The 17,752-nt window shown below is 67.1% G+C and carries 15 protein-coding genes and 1 pseudogene; 4 read left to right on the plus strand and 12 right to left on the minus strand.

The features are described 5' to 3' along the window. Positions 1 to 681: 681 nt before the first annotated feature. Positions 682 to 903: pseudogene (locus DFO68_RS03490) on the plus strand (helix-turn-helix domain-containing protein); the annotation flags it as partial. Between the two features lie 12 nt (positions 904 to 915). Here DFO68_RS03490 and msrA read toward each other — a convergent pair. Genes msrA through DFO68_RS03510 form a run of 4 tightly spaced genes read right to left on the minus strand, consistent with a single transcriptional unit; the run spans position 916 to position 8,254 of the window. Then, complete coding sequence (gene msrA, locus DFO68_RS03495; protein ID WP_133482107.1) at positions 916 to 1,530, minus strand: peptide-methionine (S)-S-oxide reductase MsrA; 615 nt, start codon at positions 1,528 to 1,530, stop codon at positions 916 to 918. 41 nt (positions 1,531 to 1,571) lie between these two features. Continuing rightward, positions 1,572 to 5,603: an autotransporter assembly complex protein TamB gene (gene tamB / locus DFO68_RS03500; RefSeq protein WP_133482109.1), complete on the minus strand. Its 4,032-nt coding sequence runs from the start codon at positions 5,601 to 5,603 to the stop codon at positions 1,572 to 1,574. A gap of 11 nt (positions 5,604 to 5,614) precedes the next feature. Further along, the gene (gene tamA / locus DFO68_RS03505; RefSeq protein ID WP_133482111.1) at positions 5,615 to 7,465 is read right to left on the minus strand and encodes an autotransporter assembly complex protein TamA; all 1,851 of its coding nucleotides are present in this window, start codon (positions 7,463 to 7,465) and stop codon (positions 5,615 to 5,617) included. A gap of 27 nt (positions 7,466 to 7,492) precedes the next feature. After that, entirely contained in the window at positions 7,493 to 8,254 is a 762-nt protein-coding gene (locus DFO68_RS03510) for a hypothetical protein (RefSeq protein ID WP_133482113.1), read from the minus strand. A 243-nt stretch (positions 8,255 to 8,497) separates the two neighbouring features. Here DFO68_RS03510 and DFO68_RS03515 point away from each other — a divergent pair, with 243 nt between their 5' ends. Next, on the plus strand, positions 8,498 to 9,076 hold the full coding sequence (locus tag DFO68_RS03515) for a superoxide dismutase (protein ID WP_133482116.1): 579 nt from the start codon (positions 8,498 to 8,500) through the stop codon (positions 9,074 to 9,076). A gap of 37 nt (positions 9,077 to 9,113) precedes the next feature. Here DFO68_RS03515 and DFO68_RS03520 read toward each other — a convergent pair whose 3' ends face one another. Beyond that, positions 9,114 to 10,430 carry a nucleotide sugar dehydrogenase gene (locus tag DFO68_RS03520; RefSeq protein ID WP_133482117.1) on the minus strand — a complete coding sequence of 439 codons (1,317 nt, stop codon included), beginning with the start codon at positions 10,428 to 10,430 and terminating at the stop codon, positions 9,114 to 9,116. Positions 10,431 to 10,434: 4 nt separating this feature from the next. Then, on the minus strand, positions 10,435 to 11,325 hold the full coding sequence (galU, locus tag DFO68_RS03525; protein ID WP_133482119.1) for a UTP--glucose-1-phosphate uridylyltransferase GalU: 891 nt from the start codon (positions 11,323 to 11,325) through the stop codon (positions 10,435 to 10,437). A 143-nt stretch (positions 11,326 to 11,468) separates the two neighbouring features. Between galU and ubiG the strand changes: the two genes are divergently transcribed. Both ubiG and DFO68_RS03535 read left to right on the plus strand, forming a co-directional pair. Next, positions 11,469 to 12,194: a bifunctional 2-polyprenyl-6-hydroxyphenol methylase/3-demethylubiquinol 3-O-methyltransferase UbiG gene (gene ubiG / locus DFO68_RS03530; protein WP_133482121.1), complete on the plus strand. Its 726-nt coding sequence runs from the start codon at positions 11,469 to 11,471 to the stop codon at positions 12,192 to 12,194. Beyond that, positions 12,194 to 12,868, plus strand: a complete 675-nt coding sequence (locus DFO68_RS03535; RefSeq protein WP_133482123.1) for an HAD-IA family hydrolase — start codon at positions 12,194 to 12,196, stop codon at positions 12,866 to 12,868. Before ubiG ends, DFO68_RS03535 begins: the two co-directional genes overlap by 1 nt. Positions 12,869 to 12,889: 21 nt before the next feature. On the opposite strand, the gene DFO68_RS03540 is transcribed toward DFO68_RS03535, so the two are convergent. From DFO68_RS03540 to tolR, 6 genes are read right to left on the minus strand one after another with little or no spacing between them, the layout of a single operon-like run. Continuing rightward, a complete protein-coding gene (locus tag DFO68_RS03540) occupies positions 12,890 to 13,651 on the minus strand; it encodes a YciK family oxidoreductase (protein ID WP_133482125.1) in 762 nt (253 codons plus the stop codon). A 17-nt stretch (positions 13,652 to 13,668) separates the two neighbouring features. Next, positions 13,669 to 14,451, minus strand: coding sequence for a tol-pal system protein YbgF (gene ybgF, locus DFO68_RS03545; RefSeq protein ID WP_133482127.1), 783 nt, complete (start codon positions 14,449 to 14,451; stop codon positions 13,669 to 13,671). Between the two features lie 29 nt (positions 14,452 to 14,480). Continuing rightward, a complete protein-coding gene (gene pal, locus DFO68_RS03550; protein ID WP_133482129.1) occupies positions 14,481 to 15,026 on the minus strand; it encodes a peptidoglycan-associated lipoprotein Pal in 546 nt (181 codons plus the stop codon). A 23-nt stretch (positions 15,027 to 15,049) separates the two neighbouring features. Continuing rightward, positions 15,050 to 16,339: a Tol-Pal system beta propeller repeat protein TolB gene (gene tolB, locus DFO68_RS03555; RefSeq protein ID WP_133482131.1), complete on the minus strand. Its 1,290-nt coding sequence runs from the start codon at positions 16,337 to 16,339 to the stop codon at positions 15,050 to 15,052. After that, positions 16,339 to 17,301: a cell envelope integrity protein TolA gene (gene tolA, locus DFO68_RS03560; protein ID WP_133482133.1), complete on the minus strand. Its 963-nt coding sequence runs from the start codon at positions 17,299 to 17,301 to the stop codon at positions 16,339 to 16,341. The genes tolB and tolA overlap by 1 nt, the downstream gene beginning before the upstream one ends. 8 nt (positions 17,302 to 17,309) lie before the next feature. Next, a complete protein-coding gene (gene tolR / locus DFO68_RS03565) occupies positions 17,310 to 17,750 on the minus strand; it encodes a protein TolR (protein WP_133482135.1) in 441 nt (146 codons plus the stop codon). Positions 17,751 to 17,752 lie beyond the last annotated feature (2 nt).

Consider the following 17,752-nt stretch of genomic DNA (forward strand, 5'->3'; position numbering starts at 1 on the left):
CTGGCCAGGGCCTTTACTAGGCTGTGCCTTAAGCATGGTAATCGACGATCATCCGGGGTCGAGAGGCCATTTCGTGGATCACGCTGTCCCATGAGGTGAACCCTATCGTGAACACGCCGAGCGTCACATCCATGATCGAGGATACCCTGGCCCGGGCCAATGCGCACGAGCACCAAGTGTTCCACCGCTACCGCTGGCTCAGCCTGCGTTTCTTGACCTATCAGGTCGCCCTCAGCAAGCTCATGAACGTGCTGGCCGGCGAGAGTCAGCAGCGCGTCCAGGCGCTGATCGAGGTGGCCGCCGCGTTGCCCCTCAATCGGTTCCCGCTGCGCGTTCCGACCAGCGGATCCGAGCAGACAGGGCGGAGATCGCAATCTTTCTTCATCCTCGATGATCAGAAGGCGGCTCAGGAACTCAGCCGGGCACTGCTCGAGGAATGGCGGTCTCGACGCTTCTACGAGCAGCTGCAGAATAACAATGCCATCCCCGACCTCCATGACTGGCTAAATGACTGTATCCGCCAGAGCCACTCACATTTCCAGATACTCCAGGAAACGCAAGACCGGCTACCCGTGCTGGCATTGCCGGCCCCGGCCATCTCGAATGAGCAGCCGTCGGCCCCGACCCATGAGCTTGAGGGAATGACGATGGGTCGGGGCCGAGAGCGCCAAGACATCCTTCGAATTCCCCGTGTCCCAGCGGCTGCTGGGAGAGATCCTTGGCCTGTCGCCCGTGCATGTCAATCGCACCCTCAAGGCCCTGGAGGAGGATCGCGTGCTGAAGAAACGCAACGCCCATATCGAGATCTTCGACCTGCCGCGGCTGATCCGGGAATCGGCATTCGATGCCGAGTACTTGAACGACGACTTGAATGGCTTGAAGGCCCGCCTGGCAAGACTCTAGGGCCTGCCACGGTCAGCCGATCGGGCAGCTGACGCCGGTCCCCTTAAGGCCGCAATAGCCGCCGGGATGCTTCGCCAGGTACTGCTGGTGGTATTCCTCGGCATAGTAGAAGGCCTCGAGAGGCTCGATCTCGGTGGTCACAGGCCCCCTGCCGCGGTGTGACAGCGCCGCAGCGTAGGCCTCGCGGCTGCGCTGCGCAAGGTCGCGCTGCTCGGACGTGGTGGTAAGAATGATCGAGCGGTACTGGCTGCCGATGTCGTTACCCTGACGGTGGCCCTGGGTGGGGTCATGGGCCTCCCAGAACACCCGCAGCAGAGTCTCCAGGTCGATCTGGCGCGGATCGAAGACCACCCTTACCACCTCGGCATGGCCGGTCCGGCCGCTGCAGGTCTCTTCGTAGGTCGGGTTGGGCGTCACACCGCCGGCATAGCCCACGGCGGTGACATGCACTCCCGGCAATTCCCAGAAGAGCCGTTCGGCCCCCCAGAAGCACCCCAGCCCGAATACGATCTCCTGCATGCCCTCGGGCCAGGGAGGCTGCATGGCATGGCCATTGACCAGGTGGCTGCCGCTGGTTGGCAGCGGTGTGTCGCGCCCGGTGAGCGCACGGTCGGGATACAGTGGCATGGATAGGCTCCTTGTCGGATGTGAGAGCTGGTGGCGTGGCCTCATGGGCTCGGCGGGGTGCCCGGCAGGCTGAAACTGTAGACCAGGTCAACCGCCTGGGACGCTCCCGAGATCGCCTCGAGATAGAGACTGCGCCACAGTTGGTAGCGCAGGGTCAATTCGGCGATCGGTGAGAAGACGCCCACCCCGTAACCGACATTCAGCCGATCGGTGAGGTTGCCGCTCACCATGACCTGGCTCTCCTCACCGGCCCCGGCGGTCTCGATGTTCAGGTCGGAAATGCCGAAGGCCTCGCCGACGGCCCCCACGGCGCCGCCGGTCTGGCCCAGGGTGAGACCGATCAGTGCCGAGGTCAGCGCCCCGTCGCTGCTACCGCTGCTGTCCGGGCCGCGACCACGCAACAGGTAGGAGAGCGCACTCGCCTCGTCCATGGCCGGTTCGGAGAAGATCTCAAGGCTGGGGTTGTCCGCGGAACCGGTGACCCGCAGGCCGGCAATCACCTCATCCTGGGTGATGCGCGGATTGCGGATCGCCTCGAAGTCGAGCAGCGGCTGCCCCGGCGGGCCACTGAAGAAGATGATGCCCTCCCGGATTAGCAGATCCTGGCCGAAGGCGCGGAAGCGGCCATCAACCAGGCTGACGTCACCGAACAGCTGGACCGGGCCGTCCTGCTGGCGCACCTCAAGGTTGCCTGAAAGCTCCGACTCCAGGCCATAGGCCTTCAGTTGCATGTCAGGCCCCAGCGACAGGGTGATGCGGATATCGGTGGCCATGCCGGCCTGGGCCATCGCCTCGGCGGTAGAAGTACCGGGCTGGTCGGCTGCCGCGGCCTTGGTCTCGGCGGTCTGGCGATCCTCGGCCTCGGTGATGATCACCTCGTCTGGACTCGGAGCCTCGGCCGAGGCGGGGACCTCGCCCACCTTGAGCCGGGCCCAGGGAATCTCGACCGTACCGCGGACCTGGAGCCGTTGGGGTGTGGCGCGAATGCGCAGATTCGGGGCCAGGCGCAGCCGGCCGAATTCCGGCAATATCGCCAGCAAGGGGTCGTCGACGGCCTGCAGGTCGATGGCCGCCTGCCAACTGCCCGAGGTAGGCCAGCGGGCATCGCCGGCAATTTTCAGGCGACCCTGGTCAGCGGCCAGGAAGCCGTCGATGTTGGCACGCTCACCGGAGAGCTCGACGATCAGCTCTCCATCGCGAACCTCCAGCGGCAGGTTCAGGCCACTGGCCTGCAACCCCGTCAGGGCGAGGCGGCCATCCAGCCAGGGCGCCTGGCGATTGCCGGTGATGCGGATATCGCCATCAAGCCCCCCGGCCAGTGACTCCAGGCCCACGGCCAGCGGCCGATAGGGGGCCAGGCGCAGGTCGACGAGGCGCAGCCGGCCATCGAGCCGGCCCTCCTCCAGCGGTTTATCGATGGCCAGTGACAGGCTTACCTCGCCGCTTTCCGCCAGCCCCAGCGTCAAGTCGAGGTCGGCGCGCGCCTGGCTGGCAGCGACGCTGAGACCCAGGGAGGTGCCGGGCACCGACCAGGGCCGGCCGTAGGCATCCTCGCCGGTGATCTCGGCACGACTGTCGAGGTCGGCGGCCAGCTGCCAGCGCTCCCCGCCGCCCGACCAGCCGGCCTCGAGGGTGCCGGCGGTCTCGCCACGGATGCGCCACCCTGGCGGCAAGGCGGCATTGGCAAGGTCCATGGGCAGGGCACGGATCGCCAGCACTGCCCGGCCAGTTTGGGCCGAGGCCGTCAGCGGCTCGGTCAGGCACAGCTCGCCGCCCTGGCGGCGAGTCAGGCAGAAGGGGGCCACCCGCGCCGAGCCGGCGGCGAGGTCGGCATCGACGCTCAACGCCTCGGCGAGGCGGATATCACCGAACTCGCTGTCGACATCGAGCGGTGTCAGGCGTGCGCGATAGCGTTGCCGCTCGCGGTCGAGCCCGCCCTCCAGGGCCAGGGATAGCCGCGACAGCGGCAGCGTTTCACCACCCTTGGCGGCCAGGCGCAGGCGGTGCGCCGAGAGGCGGCCGTCGAGGTCCAGGGTCAGGCTATCGAGACGCTGTCCGCCGGCCGCGAGCTCGTTGACGGCCAGGGCCAGGGCCAGCTCGGGGTCCTCCAGGCCGGCGACCTGGGCGCTCAGATCGAGCGCCTTCACGGTATTGTCGGCGAAGGCCAGCGAGCGGCCGGTCAGCGTGAGGTCGAGCTCCGGTGCCTCCAGGCTGCCGGCGGTGGTGAAACGCCCGCTCAGGGTCCCGCCGAGGCCGGGGTAGAGGGTGTCCAGTGCGGGCATGTCCAGCTCGCCGACCAGGTCCAGCGCCTCGCGGCTCACCCGCCCGGCGGCGCTGACCCGGTTGCGGCCCTGGCGGAAATCCAGGGTCTGGATATCCCAGCGCATCTCGCTGTTTCCGGAGAGAACGGCCTCGAGGTTCAGCGGCCGCTCGTCCAGCACCCCCTGGATATCCAGCCCCGGCACCTCGAGTCGCCAGCCGGCGTCATCCTGGGTGAAGGCCAGCCGGGCGCCGCCCCCCAGGCGGCCATCGAGCCCTTCGACGAAGCGGCCGGGATCGAAGTTGTCAAGCGACAGCGAGGCCTCGACGTCGAGAGCGTCGCGCCAGGCGGCCTGGCCACGGCTGACCAGCACGGCGCCCTGCTGGTGGAGCGTCAGCGGTGACCAGCGAAAATGTTGCAGATCCCCGCTCCCCTTGACCAGCAGCTCGGTGGACGGCAGCTCCGGCCCCTGGGCCCTGAGCGACAACTGGCTGCGATAGTCGACCAGGCTGCCCTCCAGCTGCAGCGCGAGGTCCGAGACCTGCCATGGCGCAGCGCTCGCCTGGCTTGTCGAAGGCTCATCCGTGGCCGGCGATCCGGCCGTCGCCTCGTTCGCCGAGGTGGTCTCGGCCCCGGGCAGCGGCCACTGCAGCGCTTCGCTGCGCAGCGAGGCGGTGAACGGCAGGGTCGGGTCGAGGGCGTCGAGCCGGGCCACCAGGTGGCTGTCGACAGGCCCCCGGGTGCGCAGGTCGACCTCGAGCTTGGCCAGGCTGCCGGCCAGCGCGAGCTCGATACGCTCACCCGCCAGCGCCGGCATCCGCTCGGGCAGGTAGAGATCGGCGGCCAGCCGGGCCTTGAGGGGATAGTCGTTGTGCAGCGCCACGCGCGCCATCAGCTCGGCATCCGCATCGGCGGTGGCCACCGCCAGGGTATCGATCTTGACGTCTTGACCCTGGGCGCTCAAGCGCAGCAGCAACTTCTTCACGCGGTACTCGACCGACCCGGTGATCGCCGCGTCCTCGATGGTGAGTTGCGGGACCTCCACGGCCATCGGCAGGGTCACCTCGGGGAGTTCGCGACGCGGCTGTTCGGCGAGAGGCAGGTCGGCGAGCCCCTCCAGTTCGGCGGCGGCCGCGGCGGGCAGCGCAGCATGCAAGGCGATGGCCGCATCGATGGCCGGCGCCACGAGCCGTCGACCCTGCGGTTCGGCCTCGTTTAGGGCCAGGCGGGTACCCGCCGAGAGTGGCAGGCTCAGGCGCAGTCCGGCCAGTCGCGTCGGCAGTAGGGTCAGGGTACTCTGCTCGGCGCGCAGCCCCGTGGTAAAGGAGTGCCAGGCCAGCTGGGTGCCATCGGCAAGTTGCAGGTTCACATCGACCAGCGACAGCTCGCGCAACGCCAGCGGGAACGGCAGCCGAATCTGCGCGAGGGGCGTACCGGCAGGCGGTTGTGGCGCGACGTCCGGTTCGGCGGGCGTATCGGCCAGGCGGATATCGGCGCCCGCCACGGCCAGTTGGTCCAGGCACAGCCTGCCCTGCAGCAGGCACTGCTCGGACCACGCCAGTTCGAGCCGCGCCACGGCGATGTGCGCCGGGCCGGCCTGGAGGCGTAGATCATGCAACACCAGGTGATCCAGCGGGGCGCCTTGCACGGCACCCACTTCATATAACCCGCGCTTGGCACCCTGTTCGAGCAGCACGCCGGTTCCCCAGGGAGAGAGCGCCAGACCCAGCAGCAGCAGCACCAGGCCTAGCAGCCACAGGGGAAGGATGATACATAAGCGGGCCAGAGCCCAGGTCAATGCACGGGTTCTCAAGGCGATGGCTCTCAGAATTCCGGACCGATGGAAAAGTGGATGCGAAAGCTATCCTGCGAATCGAAGGGATGGGCGACATCGAGGCGAATCGGACCAACCGGAGATATCCAGCGCACCCCCAGACCGGCACCGGTCTTGAGGCCGTTCGAGTCCCAGTTGCTGAAGGCATTGCCGGTATCGATGAAGCTTGCGGCCCACCACTGGCCGGTGACGCGACGCTGGGCTTCCAGGCTGGCGGTCAGCAGCTGTTCGCCACCGATCAGGCGGCCCTCGTCGTCCTCGGGCGCGAGCGTCTCGTAGTCATAGCCGCGCACGCTGCGATCGCCGCCGGCAAAGAAGCGCAGCGAGGGCGGGACATCGGCGAAGTCATCGGTGATGATGCTGCCGACACCGACCCGTCCGACGAAGCGGTTGTCGTCGCCGATCATGCGGATCCATTCGCTGTCGCCGGTGAGGCGCAGGAATTCGGCGGCCGAGCCCCACCAGTCGCTGGAGTACTCCACGGCCAGGCGCTGGCGATCGCCCCAGGTGGGAAAGGTGGGGTTGCGGGTGCGGATCCGCGACCAGCTGATACCGGGATAGAGCAGCAGCACCTGATTGGAGTTGCCGGCCTGGGTAAAATCCTCGTAGGTACCGCGCAGATAGAGGGACTGCTGCCAGTCATTGTCGAACGTCCAGCGACGGGCCGCTTCTACCGTGCTCTCTAGGGTCCGGGTATCCTCGTTGTCCTTGTTGCGAAGCCCATACAGGAAGCGATAGCTGTCACGTAACGGGTTCGCCAGCGGCAGGGTATAGCTCCCGCTGAGCTGCTGCTCCGGCCCCGAGAGATAGAGATCATGATTCAGGCTATGGCCGAAACGGTTGATCCAGGGCTGATTCCAGGAGAAACGCAAGCGGGGCCCGACGTCGGTGGCATAGCCTACCCCCACTTCAAACTGGTGACGATTGGCGGGGGTTACCACCACGTCGACCGGTACCTCGGGAACGCCCGGCTGCTTCAGGCTGGCGGCCGTTACCAGCGCCTCGGCGGCGATGCGCGGCCCAGCGGCGACGGGCTCCACGCCCTCGACGTCCAGCGACTGCCACCAGCCGGCGGTGTCCGGGAGCGCCAGTCGGGCCACCTCCCGGTTGAGACGCGGTCGCACGCTCACCGAGGCGAACCATCCCGTCTGACCCAGGCGCTGGTTGAAGCTGGCCACCTTGCTCGCCAGGTAGGGATCCCCGGGGGAGAAAGGTGCCAGGGATTGAAGCCGGTCGGTCTCGATGTGATGCCCCTGGAAGGTCACGTCACCGAAGTGATAGCGCCGACCGCTGTCCAGGGCCAGATACAGCCGGGCGCTGTGGGCGTAGGGCCGCACCTCCATGCGGCGATCGGTGAAACGCCAGTTGAAGTAGCCGCGTTCCAGGGCGAGGTTCGCCAGTCGACTGCGCAGGCTGTCGAAGGGGGCATGGCGAAGGCGATCTCCCTTTTCCAGGGGGAAGGCTTCGAGCGCCTGATTGAAGGGGGGATCGTCGGCGGCATCACCGGTCACGGAGAGCGACAGGACCTCGATACGCACCGGCTCTCCCGGTGCGATCGAGAGTGTCACGCGGCTCGGTGACTCAGGGTCGTCGAAGCGCAGCTCGATCCGCGGCGAATAGTAGCCATAAACGCGCAACGCCTCGCTGCTGCGACGCAATACCTCGCTTTCCAGGCGAGCGGGGCTGTATTGCGGGGCATCCAGCCCCTCGAGGTAGAGACGGACATTCTCCGCCAGCGGGTCTTCGACGCCCTCGATGGTAGCCTCGATGGCCTGTGCTGCGGATGACAGGCCCAGAAAGAATGCCGCCAGCCCCAGGCGGGTGAATACGCGGTTATCCATGGGTTACGCTTCCTGAGCGGCAACATGTCACTGGCGCATGACCTCGAGCTGAGCGCTCATGGCGAGTTGCGCCTGTCGCAACTCTCGCAGCCCGGAGGCGATCTCGCGAAGTCGATTGTCCAGCGTGTCTATGCGTTGCTGCTCATCTTCGCGTGATCCTGCCAGGGCTGCAATGTCGGCCTCGAGCCCCGAGAGTGCCTCATCGAGGGCGGCCAGGCGTGACTGCTGGGCCCCACGCTGGTCGGCGAAACGCGCCTGCAGGCTCTCCTGGGTGGCACTTAGGGCAGCCAGCCGCTCGCGCAAGGCGCCACGCCCCTCCTCGCCCGCCCGCTCCAGGGCATCCAGGGACGTGCGGGTCGCGGTCAGCGTAGCTGCCAGGGTGTCGTTCTCATCAGCCAAGCGGCTAACGCGAGCCTCGAGGGTGGCGAGCGATGCCTCCAGTGGCGCCAGGCGCTCGTCGATGACCGCATCGACCTCGGTTTCCAGGTTGGCAAGCTCGTCAAGCCGTTGCTGCAGGGCGGTCAGCGTCTCCCTCCCTTGTGTATCGAAGCGGGCATGCACGTTGGAGAGCTCGCCGCTGACCCGAGCGAGTTCGGCCTGCAGCCGCGCGCGTTCCTGCCAGCCGGCCCAGGCCAACCCAGCACAGGCGGCGAGCAGCAGCAGAACCAGCAGCCACAGTGGCCAGACGCGCGGTGGTGGCGATTGACGCCAGCGTGGCGCCGACAGGCTGGCATCCGGGTCCGGTACGATCGGCCGGGTGTACCGGGGACTATCCGGGCGCTCTGCCATGGCGAACTCCTTCACGGGAAACGGGCGTGATCGATGCAGGTTCAGGTGCCCATTGATTGGCGCCCCTGGGACCGGGTGCTAAGATGCCGCGGCGGCACCGACACATCATCCTGATAGTGTAAGGTTTTTTGGCATCGAAAGGCACCGGGCACGTCAACGCCAGCGCTGGGCCGTGTCAGCTTGCTGCGATGCCGGCCCCGGTGTTGGCGGCAAAGGCATCGCTGATCCACAAGGAGAAATTCGATGACATTTGAACTGCCCGCATTGCCGTACGAGAAGAACGCGCTGGAACCGTACATCTCCGCCGAGATCCTCGAGTATCATTATGGCAAGCACCATCAGGCCTACGTGAACAAGCTCAACGAGCTCATCGCCGGCAGCGACGATGCCCACAAGTCCCTCGAGGAGATCATCCAGTCCTCCTCGGGCGGGCTGTTCAACCAGGCGGCCCAGGTGTGGAACCATACCTTCTACTGGCACTGCCTGTCCCCCCGCGGGGGCGGTGAGCCGAGTGGCGTGCTGGCCGACGCCATCGCGGCCAGGTTCGGTGACGTCGCTACCTTCAAAGCAACCTTCAACGCCCAGGCTGCCGGTAACTTCGGCTCCGGCTGGACCTGGCTGATCAAGACCGACGATGGCGGCGTCGACATCCGCAACACCCGCAATGCCGACACCCCTATCGCCCATGGCCAGACCCCGCTGCTGACCATCGATGTCTGGGAACACGCTTACTACCTCGACTATCGCCATGCCCGTCCGACGTACCTCGAGAAGGTGTGGAACGTGGTCAACTGGGACTTCGTCGCCCAGAACTTCGGCTGAGGCCACGGCACCGGGTAGCGTCATGCAGCCGCGCCTGTCAGTCGCCGCCTTGCCGGATTCCAGGCCAGGGGTCGGCGCGTCGTCCGATCCCTCGGTAGTGCATGCCACAGGCGGCCACATGGGCCGGGTCGTAGATGTTGCGCCCGTCGAGGATCAGCCGCTCGCTAAGCCGCTCTGCCAGGCGCGGCCAGTGGGGATTCCAGTAGACCTTCCACTCGGTCACCAGCATCAGCGCATCAACTCCCTCGCAGGCCTCCAGGGGGTCACCCTGGAATACCTCGAGCAGCGGGTGCTCACCGACTTCGGCGAGTACCGCGGGGATCGCCGCCGGATCATGCAGGCGAACCCGCACGCCCTGGGCCCAGAGCGCACGCAGCAAGGTGAGCACCGGCGCCTGATCGATGCGGGCAGTGCCGGGCTTGAAGGCCGCCCCCCAGATCGCCACGCAGCGGCCCTCCAGGCGACCATGCAGATGCGCCCACAACTTGCGAAACAGCGTCTCCTTCTTGTGCTCGTTGATGTCGAGCACCTGATCGAGCAGCGCCGAGTGGCGCCCGCTCGCCGACTGGACGTCGGCCAGGCGCATCAGGTCGCGGGAGAAGTTGGGGCCGCCGAAGCCGCAGCCGGGATAGAGGTACTCGTAGCCGATGCGCGAGTCGGCACCCATGCCCTGGCGGACGTATTCCACGTCGACCCCCAGGCTGTCGGCCAGCCCGGCGATATCGTTCATATAGCTGATACGCGTGGCGAGCATGCCGTTGATGGCTAGCTTGGTCAGCTCCGCGGCGCGCCGCGGCATGCGCTGGAACACTTCGCGGCGGCGATTGAAGGCGCGCAGCAGCTCGCGCACCTGGCGCTCCGCGCCGTCGTCATCGCAGCCCAGCAACCAGCGGGAGGGCCGTGTAAAGGTCTCCCAGGCGCGCCCCTCCTCGAGCAGGTCGGCCAGGGCCACCGCCTGGCAGCCGTCGAGGCGTGACTCCAGCTGCTCGGTCTCGCCCACCGGGAAGGTGGAGTTGTTGACCAGCACCGCCCCCGGGCAGAGCCCGGCCATCAGGCGCTCGACGCTGTCGGCCGCGTCCTGGCGCTGGTCCGGGGAGACGGCGAGCCAGAAGACGTCGAAGGGCTCGCCGCCGACGGCGTCCCCCTCGTCGGCCACCAGGCGCAGTCTGCCCTGGGCCATCCCTTCCTCGAGGCGTCGCATCAGCTCCGGTTCGCTGGTCAGCCAGCCGCTGGCGGAGAGCGTGGACCAGTCAGCCGAGACATGGGGCAGCCAGGTCACCCGGTGGCCCACCCAGGAGAGCGCCGCTGCGGCGGTGGCGGCGGCCAGTTCGCTGCCGTGGATCAGTACCCGCATGGGTTCACTCCTGTACCGCGTAGCGCGTCAGCAGCTCACGGAACCCCTGGCCGTAGCGTGGATGACGACGCCCATAGGCGAGAATCGCCTCCAGGTAGCCCAGCTGGTGGCCGCAGTCGTAGGTCTTGCCGCGCATCCGCCAGGCATCCACGCCCTCCTCGCGGCGCAGGGTCTCGATGGCATCAGTGAGCTGGATCTCGTTGCCGGCCCCGGGCGGGGTATCGGCGAGCAGCGGGAAGATCCGCCCCGGCAGCACGTAGCGGCCGATTACCGCCAGATTGGAAGGCGCCTCGTCGATGGGCGGCTTCTCCACCACTCTTGCAATGGCCCGCGACTCGCCGGGTGCGGGAAGCTCCCCACCGGTGTCGACTATGCCGTATTTATCGACCCTGTCATGGGGTACCTCCTCGACCATCAGCTGGCTGTGATGGCTAGCCTCGAAGCTGGCGATCATGCCGGCCAGGTCGTTGATCGCGAGGCCTTCGTCGTCAACCAGCACATCGGGCAGCAGTACCGCGAAGGGCTCGTCATCGCCCACTACCGGGCGCGCGCAGAGCACGGCGTGGCCCAGGCCCAGCGGCTCGGGCTGGCGCACGCTGATGATGCTGACATCGGCGGGCACGATGGAGCGCAGCTGCTCGAGCAGTTCCGTCTTGCCCTTGGCCTGCAGGCTCGCCTCGAGCTCGAAGTGCTTGTCGAAATGGTTCTCGATGGCGCTCTTGGTGCCATGGGTCACCAGCACGATGTCGCGAATGCCGGCGGCCACGGCCTCCTGGACCACGTACTGGATCACCGGCCGGTCGACGATGGTGATCATCTCCTTGGGAATGGCCTTGGAGGCCGGGAGACAGCGTGTGCCGAACCCCGCCACGGGAAGAACAGCCTTGTTGAGCATGATGCGATCCCTGTCACTGCAACGAATGGGACCCCGGGGGAAAGCGTGGGAATGCCTTCGCGGGAGCGGGTACAATGCCCCATGATACCCGACCCAGCCCGACCTGGCAGCGTGTCAGGTCGGCGAACCCCTGGAGACCACAGATGAGTGCAAACCAGCCGCAAGCGGACAACGTCGACCGGGCTGAGATCGCCAAGTTCGAGGCCCTGGCCGAGCGCTGGTGGGATCCGCACGGCGAGTTCAAGCCGCTCCACGATATCAATCCGTTGCGCCTGGACTTCATCGACGCCCGGGCAGGACTGGCCGGACGGCGGGTGCTCGACGTGGGCTGCGGCGGCGGCATCCTGGCCGAGGCCATGGCCCACCGTGGCGCCGAGGTCACCGGCATCGACCTGGGCGAGGCGCCCCTGGCCGTGGCCCGTCAGCATGCCAGAACGAGCAGAGTGAGCGTCGAGTACCGCCATGTCAGCGTCGAGAGGATGGCCGAGGCCCATCCGGGCGAGTTCGACGTGGTGACCTGCCTGGAGATGCTCGAGCACGTGCCGGACCCCGCGTCAGTCGTGCAGGCCTGCGCTACCTTGGTCAAGCCCGCTGGCCAGGTGTTCTTCTCGACCCTGAACCGCACTCCCAAGGCTTATGCGCTGGCGGTGCTCGGCGCCGAGTACCTGCTGGGTTTGTTGCCGCGCGGCACCCATGACTACCGCCGCTTCATTCGTCCCTCGGAACTGGCGAGCTGGTGCCGCGAGGCCGGCCTGGATGTGCGTGAGCAGAACGGCCTGGTCTTCCATCCGCTGAGCCGTCGCTATGCCCTGTCGACGCGCGATGTCTCGGTCAATTACCTGATGCATTGCCGTCGGGAAGCCATGTGATGGGCGAGGACCGGCCGCGCGCACTGCTCTTCGATCTGGACGGCACCCTGGTGGACACTGCGCCGGATCTGGCTCGGGCTACCAACGCACTGCGTCGCCACCATGGGTTGCCCGCCCTGCCCTATCCGGTGATCCGCGCCCAGGTCTCCAACGGCGGCAGTGCCCTGGTGACCCTGGCCCTGGGCCTGGCCAAGCAAGCCGAGGGCCACGACGCGGCACGCACTTATCTGCTCGAGGCCTATGGCCTGGCGGTGGCCGAGGAGAGCCGGGTCTTCCCCCCGTTGGATCGCCTGCTGGCCGAATGGGAGGCGCAGCAGCGCCCCTGGGGGATCGTCACCAACAAGCCCCGGGCCTATGCCGTGCCGCTGGTCGAGGCCATGGGGCTGGCCCCCGGCGCCCTGCTCTGCGCCGACGACCTGCCGGTCAAGAAGCCCGACCCCGCGCCCCTGAGAGAGGCCGCGAGACGCCTGGGAGTGACGCCCGCAGACTGCTGGTATATCGGCGATCACCGTCGCGATATGCAGGCGGCTCGCGCCGCGGGGATGGCCGCGGTGGCAGTAGGCTACGGCTACATCGAAAAGGGAGACGACTATCGGGGCTGGCCGGCCGATTTATGGTTCGATACCGCCGAGGCGCTGGTCGCAACACTGCTCGGCGTTGGACGGCAGGCGTGAGGCGCCTCGCGGCCGCGGCCTTTACCGCTTGGGCGGCTGGGCGTCGAACATCTCGCCGTTGTGACCATGGCTGTCCGGCCCCATCAGCCACAGGTAGGTGGGCATGATTTCTTCCGGGGTGCGCAGTCTCATCTCGTTCTCCCCAGGGTAGGCCGTCTTGCGCATGGCGGTGCGCGTCGCGCCGGGGTTGAGGCTGTTGACACGCAGGGTGCCCAGGTGCTCGACTTCGTCGGCCAGTACCTGAACAAAGCCTTCGGTGGCGAACTTGGATACGGCATAGGCTCCCCAGTAGGCCCGGCCGCGGCGCCCTACGCTCGAGGAGGTGAACACCACCGAGGCATCCGGTGAGCTCTTGAGCAACGGAAGCAGCGCCTGGGTCATCCAGATCGGGCCGTTGATGTTGACCTGCATCACCTGCTCCCAGAGCTCGGGATTGTACTGTTCGAAGGGCGTGATGCGACCGAGAATGCCGGCGTTGTGCAGGATGCCGTCGAGGCGGCCGAACTCCTTGTCGAGGGTTTCAGACATATCGTGGTAGTCCTTGAGCGTGGCCCCCTCGAAGTTCAGCGGGAAGATGGCCGGCTGGGGGCCGCCGGCGGCCTCGATCTCGTCATAGACCCTCTCCAGCTTGGCAATGGTGCGGCCCAACAGGATCACGGTGGCGCCATGGGCGGCGAAGGCCAGGGCCGCACTTCGGCCGATGCCGTCGCCAGCCCCGGTCACCAGGATGATGCGCCCGTCGAGCAGGTCGGCCGCAGGCGAGTAGTCGATCTTACAGGTCATTACGTTTCCTCTATCCCTCAGTTGCCTGCCTGGCGCAGGAAGTCGTCGGCCAGCCCGGCGGCGGTGCTGTCGGGGTGCTCCTCGCGCACGCGCTCGAGCAGTGCCCGGCTCTTGTCGGGATGTCCGCGTCGTGCCTCGATCAGCCCCAGCTTGTAGAGAGCGTCGGGCACCTTGCGGCTCTCGGGAAAGTCCTCCAGCACCCGCCGGAAGGCGGCATCGGCGGCATCCAGCTCACCCTCGGCCGAGTAGAGCTCGCCGAGCCAGTAGTGGGCGTTGGCTGTCAGTCGGCTCTCGGGGTACTCGCTCACGAAGGCCTCAAAGGCACTAATCGCCTCGCCGAACTGGCGCGCCTGAACGTGCGAGAAGGCCGCCTGATAGGCCGACTGGGCGGCGGGATCATCGGCGTTCGGTGAAGGGGCCTCGACGACCTGGCGGGCGCTCTCCTCGTCCACGAGCGGGGCGGCCTGGTCGATCTCGCTGCCGGCTGCCATCAGACGGTCCTCGAGGTCCAGGTATTGCTGGCGGGTCTGGCGGCGCAGCTGCTCTAGCTGATGGCGAAGCTCCTCCAGCTGACCGCGCAGCTGGCGGAGCTCCTCCTGATGTTGCTGAACCTGGTTGAACAGCACCAGGCTGCCGCCGGCCTCCTCGCGGGTAACGGTCTGGTCATAGAAGCCCCCAGAGCCGGAGCGTCCGGTCAGGTCCTCGATCACCGGCTGCTGTGCCAGGAGGGGCCCCGCTACGGTCAGCGCAAGCAGCAAGGCGGCCGCACTGCACAGTCTGCTCTTCAGACCCTGTCTCATCGTCATCTCCCTCGTCGTGTCGGCCCGGTTCAGTAGGCGAAGACCACCCGACGGTTCTGGGCGTAGGCTTGCTCGTTCTGGCCACGTGCCACGGGTCTTTCCTCACCGTAGCTGACCACCTCGACCTGTGAGGGCGACACGCCCTGGACGTTGAGGTAGCGCTCGACGGCGCCGGCGCGACGCTCACCCAGTGCCAGGTTGTACTCGCGGGTGCCACGCTCGTCGGTGTGCCCCTGCAACACCACGCTGGTATTGGGGTTGGCCCGTAGGAAGCGGGCATGGGCGGTCAGCATCGGCTCGAACTCGCTGCGGATGACATCGCTGTCGTACTCGAAGTAGAGGGTACGGACCTGAGGAATGCGACTGTCGGCATCGGCCATCTGGCCGGCGCGGCCGTCGCTGACGCTACCGACGCCGCGACCCTCGGCGCCGCTGGTGGCGTCAGCGCCGCGATCGCTGCCGCCGGCGATGCCCGTCAGGTCGCCGGCCTGGCCGCCTCCCGTGCTGGAACAGCCGGCCACGAAGGCCAGGGACAGGACGAGGGCCAGAGGCCTGGCATAGCGCGTGAGCTGCATCGTGGAACTCCTTGTGGAATATCTCAGTTCAGAAAGGGCGACCACGCCGGTTCGCGGACATCACCCTGTGCCGCCGGCAGCCGGAAGGAGGCGCGACCATCGGCAGAGACCCCACCCAGCACGCCGTTGCCGCCCTGCTGGGTGGCGAAGATTACCATGGTGCCATTGGGCGCGACACTGGGCGATTCGACTTGCCCCATGTCGGAAAGCACCACCAGTCGACCGCTCTCCAGGTCCTGGCGGGCCAGCTGGAAGCCGCCGTTGCCGCGGTGGATCAGGAAGATGGTCTCGCCATCTGGCGCAAAACGCGCCCGGGCATTGTAGTTACCGGTGAAGGTGAGGCGCTGCTCCTCGCCGCTGGCCAGGTCGAGGCGGTAGATCTGCGGTCCGCCGCTACGATCCGAGGTGAACAGCAGGCTGCGACCATCTGGTGACCAGGCGGGCTCGGTGTCGATGCTCGGGTTGCGGGTCACACGTTGAATATCCCGCGAGGCGATGTCCATCACATAGATCTCGGGCTGGCCATCCTTGGAGAGCGCCATCGCCAGACGGCGGCCATCCGGCGACCAGGCCGGGGCGCTGTTAAGCCCCTCGAAGGCGGTGGCACGCACACGTCGGCCGGAGGCAACCTCCTGGATATAGATCGCCGGGCGCTCGGTCTCGAAGGAGACATACGCCAGCTTGCCACCATCCGGCGACCAGGCCGGCGACATGATCGGCTCGTCGGACGCCAGGATCTGTTGGCTGTTGCGACCGTCGGCATCGGCGACATGGAGGGCGTAGTGGGTATCGTCGCCGATCCCGCTGGAGGTCACATAAGCGATGCGGGTCGAGAAGGCTCCGCGGATATCGGTGATCTCCTCAAAGATCTGATCGCTGAGGTAGTGCGCGGCGTCACGCAGCTCCTGGCGACTGGCCGTCACGGTCTCGCCGAGCAGTCGATGCTCGCCAGTGACATCCATCAGCTCGTAGCGAATACTGATCTCTTCCCCTTCACGGCTGATGCGTCCTGCCACCAGGTAGCGAACGTCCAGGGCGCGCCAGTCTCCGTAGCGGACCTTCTCGCTCGAGGCGGGGCGCGCGAACATGGCGCCACGTTCCAGCGGCTCGAAGTAGCCGCTACGCTGCAGGTCATCGGAGACGATCTGGGCGATATCCTGGGGCAGGTCATCGCCGTCGGCAAAGGGCACGACGGCGATAGGCGTGGCACGGTCATTGCCGCGGGTGATCTCGATGGTCAAGTCGGCGGCCTGCGCCAGGCTGGTGAATAGCATCAGCAGGGCGGCCAGCCAGGTGGTCTTCAGGACGTTCATCAGCGGATATCCCCCGGTCGAAATCGCAGGTTAAATTGACGGTAGTCGCGCTGCACCGAGATCGGCAACTGGCGCAGTTCGGCGAAGGGTGCGGCGGACTCCACGGCCTGGATCGCTGAGCGGTCGAAGGCGCTATCGCCACTACTCTGACTCAGCGTAGCCGCCAACAGCTCTCCTGAGGGGCCGAGTTTTACCGATATCTCGGCACTGGCCCCCGCAGGCACGTTGGGTGGGATCACCCAGGCCTGCTCGACCGCCCGGCGGACCAGGGTGATGAAGCTGTTGGCCGCCTCGCTGGCACGACGGGCCTCTGCCTCGGCCTGGCGCTGGGCTTCTGCCTCAGCTTGACGTTGGCGTTGAGCTTCTGCCTCGGCCTGGCGCTGGGCTTCTGCTTCTGCCTGGCGCTGGGCTTCTGCCTCGGCCTGGCGCTGGGCTTCTGCTTCTGCCTGGCGCTGGGCTTCTGCCTCGGCCTGACGTTGGCGTTGGGCTTCCGCCTGGCGTTGGGCCTCTGCCTCGATCTGACGCTGACGCTGAGCTTCTGCCTCGGCCTGGCGACGTCGCTCGGCCTCCGCTTCGGCCTGTTTGGCGCGGCGGGCGGCCTCTTCCTCGGCGGCCCGCCGCGCCTCCTCCCGCGTCTCGGCATCGGCCTGACGCTGACGTTCGGCCTCAGCGGCTTGGCGGGTGGCCTCAGCGGCCTGGCGGGTGGCCTCTTGCTCGGCACTGGCCTTGGCCGCCTCCTCGGCCTGGCGGGCTAGCGCTTGCGCCCGGGCCTGTTTAGCACGCTGGGCCTGGTCAGTGGTGGCCTCGGTACTGACCAGGGTGGCCTGGACGATCGTGGCGCTCGGCGGCTCGATCTCTCGCTGGGGAAAATGCATCATGCTGGCGACCAGGATCGCCAGGTGCAGAGCGATGGCGAGCACCAGCGGCAGGCCATAGCCCACGCGTCGGTCATGTCTGGCCATAGGGCTCCTCAGCTGTCACCGGGGGGCGGTTCCGAGATCAGCCCGACATTGCTGACCCCGGCGGCCTGCAGGGTGCTCATCAGCGTCACCACCTGGCCGTAGGGCACGTGGCGATCGCCGCGCACCATCACCGGAGTGCCCGGCTGGCGCTGCAGCAGGATGATCACGCGCTGACTGACCTCGTCCAGGCTGACGGCTGTCTCGTCCCCGCTCAACGAGATGTAATACTGGCCGTCGCGATCCACCGAGATGACGATCGGATCGCGCTCCTCGTTGTTGTCGATGGGCTCGGAGGTCACCTGGGGCAGGTCGACCTGCACGCCCTGGGTGAGCATCGGCGCGGTGATCATGAAGATCACCAGCAGCACCAGCATGACGTCGATGAAGGGCACAACATTGATTTCGCCCATCGGCTTGGGGCGCCCGCCACGGTGGAAGGGTCCTAGCATGA

Source organism: Halomonas ventosae, assembly GCF_004361885.1.
Lineage (GTDB): Bacteria > Pseudomonadota > Gammaproteobacteria > Pseudomonadales > Halomonadaceae > Halomonas > Halomonas ventosae_C.